15 protein-coding genes are annotated in these 14,233 nt (G+C 74.6%); 4 read left to right on the top strand and 11 right to left on the bottom strand.

Translation table 11 applies throughout. The features are described from left to right. Window positions 1-13: 13 nt before the first annotated feature. From RF647_RS10075 to clpS, 4 genes are all read right to left on the bottom strand, one after another. Window positions 14-841, bottom strand: coding sequence for an MBL fold metallo-hydrolase (locus tag RF647_RS10075; RefSeq protein ID WP_017833240.1), 828 nt, complete (start codon window positions 839-841; stop codon window positions 14-16). Between the two features lie 59 nt (window positions 842-900). Further along, on the bottom strand, window positions 901-1,836 hold the full coding sequence (gene murI / locus RF647_RS10070; protein ID WP_368811584.1) for a glutamate racemase: 936 nt from the start codon (window positions 1,834-1,836) through the stop codon (window positions 901-903). A 115-nt stretch (window positions 1,837-1,951) separates the two neighbouring features. Continuing rightward, entirely contained in the window at window positions 1,952-2,512 is a 561-nt protein-coding gene (locus tag RF647_RS10065) for a DUF2017 domain-containing protein (RefSeq protein ID WP_017833242.1), read from the bottom strand. Next, a complete protein-coding gene (gene clpS, locus RF647_RS10060) occupies window positions 2,512-2,850 on the bottom strand; it encodes an ATP-dependent Clp protease adapter ClpS (protein ID WP_017833243.1) in 339 nt (112 codons plus the stop codon). The genes RF647_RS10065 and clpS overlap by 1 nt, the downstream gene beginning before the upstream one ends. 64 nt (window positions 2,851-2,914) lie before the next feature. Between clpS and RF647_RS10055 the strand changes: the two genes are divergently transcribed. Further along, window positions 2,915-4,255, top strand: coding sequence for a nicotinate phosphoribosyltransferase (locus RF647_RS10055; protein ID WP_260987102.1), 1,341 nt, complete (start codon window positions 2,915-2,917; stop codon window positions 4,253-4,255). A gap of 126 nt (window positions 4,256-4,381) precedes the next feature. Further along, the gene (locus RF647_RS10050; RefSeq protein WP_368811583.1) at window positions 4,382-4,993 is read left to right on the top strand and encodes an isochorismatase family protein; all 612 of its coding nucleotides are present in this window, start codon (window positions 4,382-4,384) and stop codon (window positions 4,991-4,993) included. A 55-nt stretch (window positions 4,994-5,048) separates the two neighbouring features. Here the strand turns inward: RF647_RS10050 and RF647_RS10045 are convergent, their stop codons facing one another. The 6 genes from RF647_RS10045 to RF647_RS10020 form a co-directional block, all read right to left on the bottom strand. Further along, window positions 5,049-6,851 carry a DEAD/DEAH box helicase gene (locus tag RF647_RS10045; RefSeq protein WP_095651715.1) on the bottom strand — a complete coding sequence of 601 codons (1,803 nt, stop codon included), beginning with the start codon at window positions 6,849-6,851 and terminating at the stop codon, window positions 5,049-5,051. A 120-nt stretch (window positions 6,852-6,971) separates the two neighbouring features. Then, window positions 6,972-7,307 carry a DUF3039 domain-containing protein gene (locus tag RF647_RS10040; protein ID WP_035928859.1) on the bottom strand — a complete coding sequence of 112 codons (336 nt, stop codon included), beginning with the start codon at window positions 7,305-7,307 and terminating at the stop codon, window positions 6,972-6,974. Between the two features lie 57 nt (window positions 7,308-7,364). Then, the gene (locus RF647_RS10035) at window positions 7,365-9,020 is read right to left on the bottom strand and encodes a hypothetical protein (RefSeq protein ID WP_368811582.1); all 1,656 of its coding nucleotides are present in this window, start codon (window positions 9,018-9,020) and stop codon (window positions 7,365-7,367) included. Next, complete coding sequence (locus RF647_RS10030) at window positions 9,002-9,859, bottom strand: ABC transporter ATP-binding protein (protein WP_035928856.1); 858 nt, start codon at window positions 9,857-9,859, stop codon at window positions 9,002-9,004. Before RF647_RS10030 ends, RF647_RS10035 begins: the two co-directional genes overlap by 19 nt. Window positions 9,860-10,029: 170 nt before the next feature. After that, window positions 10,030-10,992, bottom strand: a complete 963-nt coding sequence (locus tag RF647_RS10025) for a tetratricopeptide repeat protein (protein ID WP_368811581.1) — start codon at window positions 10,990-10,992, stop codon at window positions 10,030-10,032. 230 nt (window positions 10,993-11,222) lie between these two features. Then, window positions 11,223-11,564, bottom strand: coding sequence for a hypothetical protein (locus RF647_RS10020; RefSeq protein WP_017833251.1), 342 nt, complete (start codon window positions 11,562-11,564; stop codon window positions 11,223-11,225). A 69-nt stretch (window positions 11,565-11,633) separates the two neighbouring features. Here RF647_RS10020 and nucS point away from each other — a divergent pair, with 69 nt between their 5' ends. Continuing rightward, on the top strand, window positions 11,634-12,329 hold the full coding sequence (gene nucS / locus RF647_RS10015) for an endonuclease NucS (protein ID WP_031282930.1): 696 nt from the start codon (window positions 11,634-11,636) through the stop codon (window positions 12,327-12,329). Between the two features lie 324 nt (window positions 12,330-12,653). Beyond that, window positions 12,654-12,857, top strand: coding sequence for a cold-shock protein (locus RF647_RS10010; RefSeq protein WP_017833253.1), 204 nt, complete (start codon window positions 12,654-12,656; stop codon window positions 12,855-12,857). Between the two features lie 75 nt (window positions 12,858-12,932). Here RF647_RS10010 and murA read toward each other — a convergent pair whose 3' ends face one another. Further along, window positions 12,933-14,210 (bottom strand): UDP-N-acetylglucosamine 1-carboxyvinyltransferase, encoded by a 1,278-nt coding sequence (gene murA, locus RF647_RS10005; protein ID WP_017833254.1) that lies wholly within the window; start codon window positions 14,208-14,210, stop codon window positions 12,933-12,935. Between the last annotated feature and the right edge of the window lie 23 nt (window positions 14,211-14,233).

The raw sequence follows: 14,233 nt of genomic DNA, 5'->3' as shown, positions 1-14,233 counted from the left end.
CCGGCGGCGGGGCTCACGGCCCGACGGCGGCCGCGGGACGGCCGCTCCCCCGGCGGACGATCCGGTAGGTGTAGGCGGGCTCGGCCACCCCGATGGGTCCCGCGAAGACCTCCTGCGCCTCCTCCACGGCCCGCGTCGGGGAGTTCCACACCGGCAGGTGCGTCAGCAGCAGCTGGCGGGCCCCGGCGTCCCGGGCGGCCTCCGCGGCGCGCCGGCCGGTCAGGTGGATGCCGCGCAGCGCGTCGTCGCGCCCCTCGTGGTAGGCGGCCTCGCACAGGAAGACGTCGGCGTCACGCGCGGCGCGCACGAGCCCCTCGCACGCGTCGGTGTCCCCGGAGTAGGCCAGGGTGCTGGGGCCCATGACGCCGTCGTAGTCGATGCGCAGGGCGTAGGGCTCGGGGGTGGGGTGCTCCACCCGGAAGGGCGTGATCGCGAACGGCCCCACCCGCACGGGCTCCTCCGGGACCCAGGTGTGGAAGTCGAACTCCCCGTGCATCCCGGGCTCCGTGGGGAGCCCGTGGGTGCTGCTGAGGTACTCGTGGAGGCCGGTGGGCGCCCACAGCGGGATCGGGGGTCGGCCCCAGCCGCGCGGGTCCCACTTGATCGCCACGTGCAGTCCGGCCAGGTCGATGCAGTGGTCGGGGTGCAGGTGGCTGACCAGCACGGCGTCGATGTCGTGCAGGTCGATGTGGCGCTGCAGCACCCCGAGGGCGCCGTTGCCCATGTCCAGCAGGATGCGCCAGGTCCGTCCCTCGGCGTCCTCGCCGCTAACGAGGTAGCAGGAGGCCGGGGAGTTCGGCCCCGCGAAGGAGCCGGTGCATCCGATGATGGTGAGTTTCATGGGCGAGAGCCTTCCAGGAGGTGCCGGTGGGACGGCGGCCGCACCGGCCGCGGAGCTGCTCAGGGCGCGGACGGGCCCGTTCCCCCGATCATCTCCGGGGTGATCCGCGCGAGCGAGCCCGTGGGGTACTGCTCCGCCACGGAGCTGGTGTGCCGGACGCGGGCGACCTCCGGCCCCAGGAACCGCCGGGCGAGGACCTCGAAGGACGCGGCGTCCCCGGTGGCGAGGAACTCGTGGTGGGCGGGCAGGCTCGGATCCCGCTCGAGCCCGTGGCCGACCAGCGCGCGGTAGACGTCCTTGGCGGTCTCCTCCGCGCTGGAGACCAGCGTGACGGCGTCGCCCATGACGTAGGAGATCACGCCGGTGAGCAGGGGGTAGTGGGTGCAGCCCAGCACCAGCGTGTCCACGTCGGCCTCGCGCAGCGGGTCCAGGTAGGCCTGGGCCGTGGCCAGCAGGCCGGGCCCCGTGGTGACGCCCGCCTCCACGTAGTCGACGAACGCGGGACAGGCGACCGAGTCGATCCGCAGGTGGGGGGCGGCGGCGAACGTGTCGTCGTAGGCGCGGGAACCGACCGTCGCCTCCGTGCCGATGACGCCGATCCGGCCGTTGCGGGTCGAGGCGACCGCTCGGCGCACCGCCGGCTGGATGACCTCGACCACCGGGATCCCGTAGACCCGGGTGTAGCGCTCCCGGGCGTCGCGCAGCACCGCCGCGGACGCCGTGTTGCAGGCGATCACGAGCAGCTTGACACCCGAGTCGACGAGCTCGTCCATGATCCGCAGGGCGTGCGCCCGGACCTCGGCGATCGGCAGCGGCCCGTAGGGCCCGTGGGCGGTGTCCCCCACGTACACGATCTCCTCGTGGGGCAGCTGGTCGATGATGGCGCGGGCCACGGTGAGACCGCCCACCCCGGAGTCGAACACGCCGATGGGTGAACCGGGGTTGGGGCGCCGGGCGGTCCGGCCGCCGGCCCCGAAGACGTCGTCATCCTGCATATCGTCAAGAGCGTAGTCCCGGGCGTGCCGCCGTCCCAAACCGCGCCGCGGCCGTGCCGCCGTGAGCCGCGTCACCCCTTGCCGGGGCGGGGGCCGTACGGGGTGTCGTGCCCGGTCAGTCCCGGGGCAGGTCGTGGAGAAGGGCCTCCATGAGGGTCTCCTGCAGCCACGAGACGAAGTTGTACAGGAGCGACATGTACGTCTCGACGTCCTCGATCGCGGACCAGTCGTCGTAGCGTCCCACGCGCTCGGCGTCGGCCTCGCTGCGGATCCCGAGCCGGTCCGCCAGCACCAGCCGCACGTCGTTGAGGGCCTGCCCGAAGGCCTGCGCCTGGGCGGGGTCCAGCCGCACGGGCTGGGCCTCCAGCGCGAGGGCCGCCTGCTGCAGCACGCCGCGCTTGGTCTCCCGAAGCCCCCGCTCCGTGTACCGGCGGAACTCGGCGGCGCGCTCGGGGTCCAGGCTCCCGTCGGGCAGCAGCCGCCGCAGCGCGGAGTCGTCGGGGACGGTGGCGTCCCCGGACACGCCGAGCATCCGCTCGAGCGAGTCCTCCGAGGCCGGCTGCTCGGGGGCGAGCGCCTGGGCGACGTCCGCGAACAGCTTCTGGAGCAGCTCCTTCTCGGGCTCCTCGAAGCGGGCGGTGATGCCCCGGCGGGTGGACCGGAAGCCCTGCGCCATCAGTGGCCCCCCGCCTGCTCGAAGGTGGCCCACAGTCCGAAGCCGTGCATCGCCGCGGTGTGGGTCTCGGCCTCCTCGAGGGAGCCGCTGGCCACCACGGAGCGCCCGTGGTGGTGGACCTCCAGCATCAGGGAGCGGGCCTTCTCCTCCGGGTAGCCGAAGTAGGAGCGGAACACGTAGGTGACGTAGCTCATGAGGTTGACGGGGTCGTCCCACACGACCACGTTCCACGGGGTCTCGGTCTCCGTGGCCACGGACGTCGCGCCGGTGGGCCGGGTGCCGGTCTCCGGGGTGGCGGTGGCCGCGGGGCGGGCGGCGGCGGGAGTAGCGCAGTGCATGGTCCGTCCATCGTAGCGAGTGCCGGAGGCGGGGCGCACCGGCGGCGTCGCTAGAGTGGTGCCCGTGAACCAGCGCAGCCACCGGTGGGCCCCGCCGCCCACGTCCCTGATGACCGACCACTACGAGCTGACCATGCTGCAGGCCGCCCTGCACGCCGGCACCGCGCAGCGGCGCAGCGTGTTCGAGGTCTTCGCCCGGCGACTGCCCGCTGGGCGGCGCTACGGCGTGGTGGCGGGCACGGGGCGCCTCCTCGAGGGGCTCGGGAGCTTCCGCTTCGGCGACGAGCAGCTGCGCTTCCTGGCGGACACCGGCGTGGTCAACCGCGCCACTCTGGACTACCTCGCGGACTTCCGCTTCACCGGCTCGATCTCCGGCTACGCCGAGGGCGAGGCGTACTTCCCCTCGTCGCCGCTGCTCGTGGTCGAGGCCACCTTCGCCGAGGCCTGCGTGCTCGAGACGTACTTCCTGTCGGTGCTCAACTACGACAGCGCCGTGGCCTCGGCCGCCTCCCGCATGGTGGGTGCCGCGGCGGGGCGCCCGTGCATCGAGATGGGCTCCCGGCGCGCCCACGAGGAGGCCGCCGTCGCGGCCGCGCGGGCGGCGGTCATCGGCGGCTTCGACTCGACGTCGAACCTCGAGGCCGGGCACCGCTACGGGATCCGGACGGTCGGGACGGCCGCCCACTCCTTCACGCTCCTGCACGACACGGAGGAGGACGCCTTCCGCGCCCAGCTCCAGTCCATGGGCCGGGACACCACCCTGCTCGTGGACACCTACGACGTCGAGACCGCGGTGCGCAAGGCCGTGGAGCTCGCGGGTCCCGGGCTTGGAGGCGTGCGCCTGGACTCGGGCGACCTCGTGACCCAGGCCGCCTGGGTGCGCGGGCTCCTCGACGAGCTCGGCAACCCGGACACCCGCATCACCGTCACCTCGGACCTGGACGAGTACGCGATCGCGGCCCTGAACGCCGCGCCCGTCGACGCGTTCGGCGTGGGCACCCGCGTGGTCACCGGCTCCGGCGCGCCGACGTCGTCGATGGTCTACAAGCTGGTGGCCCGCGAGGACTCCTCCGGCGAGCTGCGGCCCGTGGCGAAGGCCGCGAAGGGCAAGGTGTCCGTGGGCGGGCGCAAGCACGCCCTGCGGCGCCGGGACGAGCGGGGCACGGCGACCCACGAGATGGTCGGCATCGGCCGGCTGCCCGACGACGACGGCGACGACCGGCCGCTGCTGGAGGACTTCGTCCGCCGCGGCGAGCTGCTGGACGGCTGGACGGGCCCGGAGGGGGTCCGCCGGGCTCGGGAGCGGCACGCGGCGTCCGTGGCGGAGCTGCCCCGCTCGGCCCGGCGGCTCAGCGAGGGCGACCCCGTGATCCCGACCGTCCTAGGGCCGGAGGCCCCGGCCTGAGCGGCCGTCCGGACGGCGTGCTCCGGGTGGGATACGCCCAGCGGCACCCACCGGAGGAGCACCACCGGGCGAGAAGCACCGAGTGAGAGGCACGAGCGTGAAGCACCGAACAGAGGGAGGAACACCATGAGGACCGCACTGATCGTCGTCGACGTGCAGAACGACTTCTGCGAGGGCGGCTCGCTGCCCGTCGCCGGAGGCGCGGCGGTGGCCGCCGCCGTGTCGGAGCACCTGGAGGACCACCACGGGGACTACGCGGCCGTCGCGGCCACCCAGGACTGGCACGTCGACCCCGGGGCGCACTTCTCCGACGAGCCGGACTACGTGCGGTCCTGGCCGGTGCACTGCGTCGCCGAGTCCCGCGGGGCCCACTCCCATCCGGACCTGGACACGGACTGGATCCAGGCGTGGTTCCGCAAGGGCGAGCACGACGCCGCCTACTCCGGTTTCGAGGGACTGCTCGCCCCGGACGCGGACGTGCCGATGGGCGACGACGAGGACGTCGACGACGAGCCGGACGTGAGCCTCGACGACTGGCTGCGGGAGCACGAGATCGAGGCCGTGGACATCGTGGGCCTGGCGACCGACCACTGCGTGCGGGCGACCGCCCTGGACGCCGTCGAGGCCGGCTACGACACCCGGGTGCTGGTGGAGCTCACCGCGGGCGTCGCCGCGGAGTCCACGGAGCGCGCCCTGCGGGAGATGGCCGAGGCGGGGGTCGAGGTCGTCCGGCCCTGACCCGTGCCCGGCAGCGGACCGCCCCGTCCCGGGCGGTCCGCGTCCCGGGCGCGGCTCACTTGCGCCCGATGAACCAGTCCTGCAGCTTCTTGACCCGCGCCTGGAGCTGCGCCTCGTTCGCCTGCGCCACCGCGGGTCCTCCGCACACCCGGCGCAGCTCGTTGTGGACCATGCCGTGCGGGGTGCCGGTGCGGGACGCCCAGGCCGAGACGTTCTTGGACAGGGTGGCGCGCAGCTCCTTGAGCCGCCGGTGGTCGGGCACCGCCGGCTGCTCCGGGGTGCGGGCGGCGCCGGGGCGCCGGCGGGCGTGCTGGGACTGCCGCTCCCGCAGCAGCGCCGAGACCTGGTCGGCCTCGAGCAGGCCCGGGATGCCGAGGAAGTCCGCCTCCTCCTCTGAGCCCACCGCCACGCCGCCGCCGAAGGCGCCGCCGTCGAAGAGGACCCCGTGGAAGGACGCGTCCGAGCCGATGGCCTCGAACCGGCCCTGGGCGAGGGCCGCGGACGCCTTCTCCTCCCGGTTGGCCTCCTCGAGCAGGTCGTCGTCCCAGCCCTCCTCGAGGGGGTCGGCCGGCAGGCCGGTCTCCTCCGCGGCGGGCTTGTCGAGGGCGTGGTCCCGCTCGGCCTCCATCTCGTTGGCGAGCTGCATCAGCGCCGGCACGGACGGCAGGAACACGGAGGCCGTCTCCCCGCGCTTGCGGGCGCGCACGAAGCGGCCGACCGCCTGGGCGAAGAACAGCGGCGTGGACGTGGACGTCGCGTAGACGCCCACGGCGAGCCGGGGGACGTCGACGCCCTCGGAGACCATCCGCACGGCCACCATCCAGCGGCTGTCCCCGGCGGAGAACTCGTCGATCCGGTCCGAGGCGCCCTTGTCGTCGGAGAGGACCACGGTGGGGTTCTCCCCGGTGATCCGGCGCAGCTGCGCGGCGTAGGCCTTCGCGTCCTGGTGGTCGGTCGCGATGACCATCGCCCCGGCGTCCGGCACGGTGCGCCGCACCTCCGTGAGCCGCTGGTCCGCGGCCTGGAGCACCGACGGGATCCACTGCCCGTTCGGGTCGAGCGCCGTGCGCCACGCGTGGGCGGTGATGTCCTTCGTGAAGCCCTCGCCGAGCTCCGCGGCCATCTCCTCCCCCGCGCTGGTGCGCCAGCGCATCTGCCCCGAGTAGGCGAGGAAGATCACGGGCCGGACCACGTGGTCCTTGAGCGCGTCGCCGTAGCCGTAGGTGTAGTCGGCGCTCGAGCGGCGGATGCCGTCCCCGTCCTCCAGGTAGCGCACGAACGGGATCGGCGCGGTGTCCGAGCGGAAGGGGGTGCCGGTCAGGGCGAGCCGGCGGGCGGCGGGGTCGAAGGCCTCCTGGAGCCCGTCGCCCCACGTGAGGGAGTCCCCGGCGTGGTGGATCTCGTCCATGATCACCAGGGTCCGGCCCGCCTCGGTGCGGGCCCGGTGCAGGAGCGGCTTCATGGCCACCTGCGAGTAGGTCACGGCGGCGCCCAGGTAGTCCCGGCCGTGGGAGCCGTCCGCGTTCTTGAAGTTCGGGTCGATCGCCAGGCCCACGCGGGCGGCGGCGTCCGCCCACTGCCGCTTGAGGTGGTCCGTGGGCGTCACCACCGTGATCCGGTTGACGGTCCCGCGGTCGAAGAGCTCCTTGGCCACGCGCAGCGCGAAGGTCGTCTTGCCGGCCCCGGGGGTCGCGACGGCCATGTAGTCCCGGGGCTGTGCCTCGAAGTAGCGCTGCAGCGCCTCCGCCTGCCAGGCGCGCAGCTTGGGGGCCGTGCCCCACGCGGCGCGGTCCGGATAGGCCGGGGGGAGGTCGGCGGCGGCTGCGCCGAACAGGGAGAGCTGGTCGTCCTGGGACACTCTGGCGACGTCCTTTCGCTCGTGGTGCCGCGGCCTGGTGGCCGCGGTGGATGACGGGGGGCGGCGGCGGGCCACGCAAAAGCGCCCGCCGGCGGCGGGCGCTTGCTCGGCCGGGAATGCTCAGCCCTGGTCGTCGCCCTGGTCGTTCGGGGGGCGGAGTCCGTCGTAGATCTCCTTGCAGGTCGGGCACACCGGAAACCGCTGCGGGTCGCGGCCGGGGACCCAGACCTTGCCGCACAGGGCGATCACGGGCTCGCCGGAAAGGGCGGACTCCATGATCTTCTCCTTGCGCACGTAGTGCGCGAAGCGCTCGTGGTCGCCCGGCTCCTGGAGCTCCCTGGTCTCCTCGCGCTCGATCGTCGAGGTGCCCCCGGCCGGCTGCGCCGGATCGGCTCCGTACGGGGTGTCGTCCGGGCCGTTCGTCGGGGTGCCGGTGGTCGCCGCTGAGACATGCATGGGCGCCAGTTTACCTCGTCCCCGCCGGCCCCCGTGCGCCGGGAGCGCCCGTCCCGCTCAGCGGAACTGGGCGACCTCCTGGAGCAGCTCGGGGGCCCGCCGGTCGTACCAGCGCCCGCCGAGGACGATCCCGCCCCAGCACAGCAGCGGGCCGAGCACCGCCCCGGCGGCCAGGCCCGCCCAGCCCCACACGGGGTCGCCGGTGAAGACCTGCACGAGGAGGGGGACGGCGGCCGGCAGCACGAGGACGAGGATCAGCCCCAGCGCCACGAACTGGACGAGGACGTTCAGGACGGTGAAGCCCTGCGGCGTCTTCAGCGGGGACGCGCCCGGCGGGGCCACGGGGTAGGTGTACCTGGCGGACATCACCGAGGACAGGCCTGCCCCGCCCAGCAGCGCCAGCAGCGCGGTGCCCGCGACCCCGGGCAGCAGCTGCCACCGGCCCTCGACCGCGAACGGCAGCAGCAGCCCGGCCGCCGTGAGCGGCACGGCGATCACGAGCAGCGCGAGCACCCGGCCCGCGCGGTCGTGGACTCCCCGCACACCGGTGAGGACGTGCAGGTGCAGGGCGGTGTTGTCGTAGGACGCGTCGCCCGAGATCTGGTACGCGAGCAGCGCCGCGATCATCGGGCCCAGGGCGTAGAGGAAGACGCTGCCTCCCTCCGGGTCCCGGGAGGACCACATGAGCACGGCGAGGGCCGGGATGACGAGCAGACCGGCCGAGTAGCGGGGGTCCCTGACCCAGTAGACCAGGCACCGGGCCGCGACGGCCGCCCACGGGCGCCGGGGCGCGTGGTCGAGGAGCCCCGCGCCGGCGGCCCCCTCGCGCGGGGCCGCGGTCCGCCCGCCGGCCGTGCTGGTGAGGGCCCGCTCCTGCGCGACCCGCCAGACGAGGACGAGGACGACGACGGTCAGGACCGTGAGGGCCAGCCGGGCGGCGGCGGGGCCCCACCGGCCGGCGGCGACGTCGGCCGGGACCGCCCAGACGGCTCCGACCGGCGTCCACGCCAGCACGCCGGCGTACTGCGGCAGCCGGTCCCACAGCCGCTCCAGCCCGCTCAGCAGGCCGGTGAGGATCGGGCCGAGCAGCACCAGGGCCACGAGCGCGGCCAGCGAGACCAGCTCCGTGAGGCGCCGGCGGCGGCCGAGACCGACGGCGAGGGCGGTGACGCAGCGGGATCCGGTGACCACGAGGGCCAGCGCGAGCGGCACGCACAGGAGGGCCGCGAGCAGGGCGGCCGCCGACGAGCGCCAGGAGCTCACCGTGGCGAGGAGCGCCACGACGGTGAGCGCACCCGGCACGCCGACGACCGCGCCGAGGGCCTGGCCCCACTGCACCTGGCCGACGGACAGGGGCAGGAGGGCGAGGCGGGCCGGGTCCAGCGTGGCGTCGGCCCGCGCCGCGAGGATGGGCAGCAGCCACCAGGCCAGCACGGCCGCCGACCCCGCCAGCACGAGGACGGTGCGCACCAGGGACAGGTCCTGACGGCCCAGCAGGAACAGCGCGACCACGGCCAGGCCCAGCAGGAACACGAAGTAGGCGGCGCCCAGCACGGTGCCCACGAGCACCCAGGTGCTGCGGGTCAGGGTGTTGACGAGGATCCTCGCCTTGAGGCCCACTAGGCGCCAGGCCAGGGCGGTGGTGCCCGCCCGGGCGGGGCCGAGGCCGTCCGGGGCCGGGGCGAGCTCCGGGCTCACTCCGGGCGCAGCCACGGCAGGCCCTCCCCCGTCTCCCGGCGCCCGCCGACCAGTTCGACGAACCGGTCCTCGAGCGTGGCCCCGGCCCGGACCGCGTCGACCGTCCCGGCGGCCAGCACCCGGCCGCGGTCCATCACGGCGACGTGGTCGCACATCCGCTGCACGAGGTCCATGACGTGGCTGGAGACGACCACGGTCCCGCCGGCGGACACGAAGCCGTGCAGGATCTCGCGGATGTTCGCCGCCGAGACGGGGTCGACCGACTCGAACGGCTCGTCGAGGACGAGCAGGCTCGGGGCGTGGATGAGGGCGCCGGCCAGCGCGATCTTCTTGGTCATGCCGGCGGAGTAGTCCTGGACCTGGGTCCCGGCGTCGGCCGTGAGGTCCATGGCCCGCAGCAGGTCGTCCGTGCGCTCGGCCACGACGTCCCGGTCCATGCCGCGCAGCAGGCCGGCGTAGGTGACGAGCTGGCGTCCGGTGAGCCGGTCGAACAGGTGCAGGCCGTCCGGCAGCACGCCCATGAGCTGCTTGGCCCGCCGGGGCTCGGCCCAGACGTCGACACCGGCCACGCGGGCGCTGCCCGCCGTGGGGCGGAGGAGTCCGGTCGCCATGGACAGCATCGTGGTCTTGCCGGCGCCGTTGCGTCCCACGAGGCCGAAGAAGGAGCCGCGGGGGACGTCGAGGTCCACGCGGTCCACGGCGACCTTGGCCTCGGGGGTGCCGGGGCGGCCGAAGACCCGGACGAGCCCGCGCACGCTCAGCGCCGGCGGACCGCCGGACGGGGGCGCCGGGGTGTCCGGCGCGGGGGCGCCGGTCCGTTCCGGGGCGGCCTGCGGGAGGTGCTGGTGGCTCATGCCCCCAGCGTAGGCAGGCGGGGACCGGGCGCGCCTCCGGCGCGCGGCGGAGCCCGCCCCACCGGCGCGCGGGGCGCCCTCCACCGTGGGGCGGAGGACGCGCCCCGCGCGCCGGCGGACCGTGGCCGCGCGGGCGCCGGGGCGGTCAGGGGGGCATCAGGGGCGGGGGCTCAGAACAGGGCGCGCATCAGGGCGCCCCGGGCGGTCACCACGCGCGGGTCCTCGGCGCCCACCACGTCGAAGAGCTCGAGCAGGCGCAGCCGGACGACGTCCCGCTCCTCCCCGGTGGTGCGCCGCACCAGGTCCAGCAGCCGCCGGAAGGCGTCCTCCACGTGGCCGCCCGAGACGTCGAGGTCGGCGACGGCCAGCTGCGCCGCCACGTCCTCCGGGGCGGCGGCGGCCTCGGCGCGGACCGTCACGGCGTCCAGCGGCAGCACCCGCTGGAGCAGGTGCACCTGGGCGAGGGCGAGCTTCGCCTCCCGGTCCCCGGGGTTCTCGGCGATCGCCTTCCGGTAGGCGGCCTCGGCGGCGTCGACGTCCCCGGCCTCGAGGGCGTCCACGGCCTCCTGGTGCAGCGGGGGCAGCGGCTCCGGCTCGTCGTCGGGACGGACGGGCTCCACGGTGCCCGTGATCCCGTTCTGCTCGGCGAGCGCGAGCAGCTCGTCCAGGAGCTGGGTCACCTGCTCGGCCGGGACCGTGGAGTTGAACAGCGGGACGGGCCGCCCGCCGAGCAGCGCCACCACGGTGGGCACGGACTGCGCCTGGAACATCTGCGCGATCTCGGGAGCCGCCTCGGCGTCCACGGAGGCCAGCAGGAGCCGTCCCCGGTAGCGGTCCACGACCTGCTCCAGGGTGTCGGTGAACGCCACGGACTGCTCGCTGAAGCGGGCCCAGAGGGCGAAGACCACGGGGACCTGGGTGGAGAGCTCGGCGACCTCCTGGAAGTCCGCCGCCGTCACCTCCCGGCGGTACCCGCCCGGCCGGTCCTCCCCCGCGGGCGGCCCGCCCGGTCCGGCGGCGGGCACGGCGCCCAGGTCCACCGCTCCCCGCACCGATGACGGGAGCGGGGCCTCCTGCGGCGGCGGAGCGGTTTCGGCGGTGCGGCGGGGCTGCTGGTGCTGGAACTCGTTCACGGGGCGTCTCCTGAGGGCTCGACGACGGGCACGGCGGTCCGCTCGGCCGTCGGTGTCGGGGCGGGATCGGTGGTCCGGTCCGGGGCGGCGGCCGGTCCGGGGCGGCGCCCGGCGGGCGCCGCGGGTCTTCCACGATTATCGGCCGCCGGGGGCGGCGCGGCCACCGGTGCGCCCGCGTGTCCGCTCCCGGCGTGACGCCGTGACGGCGGCCGCGCCGGGCGGGGCCGGGCTCAGCGGCGGGTGCGCCAGCAGCGCTCGTGCCAGTGGCGGCGGTCCTCGAAGGCGCTGCGCGCCCCCAGCAGGGAGTCCTGCTGCCAGACGACCAGGTGCGCGATCCCCGGCGGGATCGAGCGGCCGCAGCCGGGACAGGTGTAGGTCTTGACCGCGTTGGCGGGCCGGACGTGGCGGACCAGCCAGTCCCCGTCCGCCGAGCGCTCCACCGTGGGCGCCGGCTCCAGGACACGTTCGACCGACCACGGCTCCTGGGCGGCGCCGCGCTGCCACTTGCTCGCGCGCGGGCCGCTGCCGGGGCCGCCGTGGCGGCGTCGGGAGGAGTGGTTGGAGCGTGGCACGGCGCCATCGTCTCACAGCGGGGGCCTCCGGGTCCGGGCCGGGTCCCGTGGAGCGCTAGGCTGGTCCGCGTGCGTCTCGTCATTGCCGATTGCTCCGTCGACTACGAAGGGCGTCTGCGCGCCCACCTGCCCGCCGCCCGGCGTCTTCTCCTCGTGAAGGCGGACGGCTCCGTGCTCGTCCACTCGGACGGCGGCAGCTACAAGCCCCTGAACTGGATGAGCCCGCCCGCCCGCCTGCACGTCGGCGAGCCCGAGGCCGAGCTCGCGGCCGAGGGCGTCCTGCAGACGTGGACCGTCCAGGCCGCCAAGAGCGACGACCGCCTCGTCATCCAGGTGTTCGAGATCCACGAGGACGTCTCCCACGAGCTGGGCACGGACCCCGGGCTGGTGAAGGACGGCGTCGAGGCGGACCTGCAGCGCCTGCTCGCCGAGCAGATCCACCGCCTGGGCTCGGGGCACACCCTGGTCCGGCGCGAGTACCCCACCGCGATCGGGCCCGTGGACATCCTGGCCCGCGACGCCGCCGGCGCCACCGTGGCGGTCGAGCTCAAGCGCCGCGGCGACATCGACGGCGTCGAGCAGCTCACGCGGTACCTCGAGCTGCTCAACCGGGACCCCCTCCTGGCGCCCGTGCGCGGGGTGTACGCCGCCCAGCTCATCCGGCCCCAGGCCCGGGTGCTCGCCGAGGACCGGGGCATCGCGTGTCTGACCCTCGACTACGACGAGATGCGCGGGCTCGACGACAGCGGCTCGCGCCTCTTCTGAGCCCACTCCTGCGAGCCCACCGGCTCGGGCCCGGGTCCGCCCCGGGCGCCGCCGGGGTCACGCGGTCGGCGACCAGCCCGCAACACGCGATGATCAGCAGGCGAACAACGTTGACCGCCCCCGGGGAGTGTGTGAAGCTGAACGTGTTCTTCGTTCCATGTTTTGCATGCTCGCAGAACGGGTAAGCGAGCGTGACGTTCGACCCTGGCCCTGGTCCCCCTCCTTCGGGAACGGAGACCGCGGCCCTCGGCTCATCTCGTGGTACCGCCCTTCCGTGCACGACCTGTGCACACGTTTCGCACCATCTCGCAAGGAGAAATCTTCATGGCCCAGGGCACCGTCAAGTGGTTCAACGCCGAAAAGGGCTTCGGCTTCATCACCCCCGACGACTCCGACTCGGACGTCTTCGTCCACTACTCGGAGATCCAGTCGGGCGGCTTCCGCACCCTCGAGGAGAACCAGCGCGTCGAGTTCGAGATCGGCCAGGGCCAGAAGGGCCCGCAGGCCACCGGCGTCACGCTCATCTGATCCGCTTCCCGCGCACCGGCTGAGCACGGAGCCCCGCACCCGTCCCGGGTGCGGGGCTCCGTCGTGCCGGCGTGCTCAGTACGCGGTGCCGACCAGGTGCCGTTCGACGGCGGCCCCCGCGGCCCCGAGCTGCTCCACGAAGTGCTCGTAGCCGCGGTCGACGTGCTGGACGCCGCTCACGTCGGTGGTGCCGACGGCGGCCATGCCCGCGATCACGAGGGCCGCGCCCGCCCGGATGTCCATGGCCTCCACCGGCGCCCCGGAGAGCACCGGCATCCCCGCCACCAGCGCGTGGTGGCCGTCGAGGCGCACGCTCGCGCCCAGCCGTTCGAGCTCGGCCGTGAAGCCCCAGCGGGCCTCGAAGACGTTCTCCGTGACCATGCCGGAGCCCTCGGCCACCGCGTTGAGGGCCACCACGAACGGCTGCAGATCGGTGGGGAAGCCCGGGTACGGCAGCGTGGACACGTTGATCGCGCGCGGACGCCGCGGGCCGGCGACCACGAAGCGGCCCCCGTCCGTGTCCACGCGGCAGCCCGCGGAGCGCAGCTTGTCCAGCACCACGGTCAGGTGGCCGGGTTCCGCGCCCTCGATCTCCACCGTCCCCCCGGTCACGGCCGCGGCGAACGCCCAGGTGCCCGCCACGATCCGGTCGGGCACCGTCCGGTGCTCCACCGGGCGCAGGGACGCCACTCCGGCGACCGTCACGGTGCTCGTGCCGAGCCCCTCGATCCGGGCGCCCATCGCCTGCAGCATCCGCCCGATGTCCACGATCTCCGGCTCGCGGGCCGCGTTGTCGATGACGGTGGTGCCCTCGGCCAGCGTCCCCGCCATCATGAGATTCTCCGTGGCGCCCACGGAGGGGTAGTCCAGGCGGAAGTGCGTCCCGCGCAGGCTGCGGGGCACGGACGCCACGAGGTAGCCGCGCTCGATCTGCAGCACCGCGCCCATGGCCTCGAGACCCGCCCGGTGCATGTCCAGGCCGCGGGAGCCGATGGCGTCCCCGCCGGGCAGGGCGACCTCGGCCACGTGGCACCGGGCGACCAGCGGACCGAGCACGGAGATCGACGCGCGCATCGCCCGCACCAGGTCGTAGTCCGCCTGGTGGTGCAGGACCGCCGGGACGTCGATGCGGACGGTCTTCTCGGCGCGCTCGTAGACCACCCCGCAGCCGAGCCGGCGCAGCAGCTCGGCCATGATCGTGACGTCGTGGATCTCGGGGACGTTCGTGATGGTCGACTCGCCCTCGGCCAGCAGGGTCGCCGCCATCAGCTTCAGCACGCTGTTCTTCGCGCCGGAGACGCGCAGGGTGCCGTTGACCGCGGTGGGTCCGTGCACGACGATCTTCTCTTCCATCCACTCTCCTGGGCGGTCTCGCC

The organism is Kocuria sp. CPCC 205263 (assembly GCF_040981075.1).
In the GTDB taxonomy this organism is placed as follows: Bacteria; Actinomycetota; Actinomycetes; order Actinomycetales; family Micrococcaceae; genus Kocuria; species Kocuria rosea.
This window is presented reverse-complemented; position numbering and strand designations above follow the sequence as displayed.

Excerpts from the sequence above, each read along its gene's own strand:
- RF647_RS10075 (WP_017833240.1), bottom strand. The coding sequence starts at position 841 with ATGAAACTCACCATCATCGGATGCACCGGCTCCTTCGCGGGGCCGAAC.
- murI (WP_368811584.1), bottom strand. The coding sequence starts at position 1,836 with ATGCAGGATGACGACGTCTTCGGGGCCGGCGGCCGGACCGCCCGGCGC.
- RF647_RS10065 (WP_017833242.1), bottom strand. The coding sequence starts at position 2,512 with ATGGCGCAGGGCTTCCGGTCCACCCGCCGGGGCATCACCGCCCGCTTC.
- clpS (WP_017833243.1), bottom strand. The coding sequence starts at position 2,850 with ATGCACTGCGCTACTCCCGCCGCCGCCCGCCCCGCGGCCACCGCCACC.
- RF647_RS10050 (WP_368811583.1), top strand. The coding sequence starts at position 4,382 with ATGAGGACCGCACTGATCGTCGTCGACGTGCAGAACGACTTCTGCGAG.
- RF647_RS10040 (WP_035928859.1), bottom strand. The coding sequence starts at position 7,307 with ATGCATGTCTCAGCGGCGACCACCGGCACCCCGACGAACGGCCCGGAC.
- RF647_RS10030 (WP_035928856.1), bottom strand. The coding sequence starts at position 9,859 with ATGAGCCACCAGCACCTCCCGCAGGCCGCCCCGGAACGGACCGGCGCC.
- RF647_RS10010 (WP_017833253.1), top strand. The coding sequence starts at position 12,654 with ATGGCCCAGGGCACCGTCAAGTGGTTCAACGCCGAAAAGGGCTTCGGC.
- murA (WP_017833254.1), bottom strand. The coding sequence starts at position 14,210 with ATGGAAGAGAAGATCGTCGTGCACGGACCCACCGCGGTCAACGGCACC.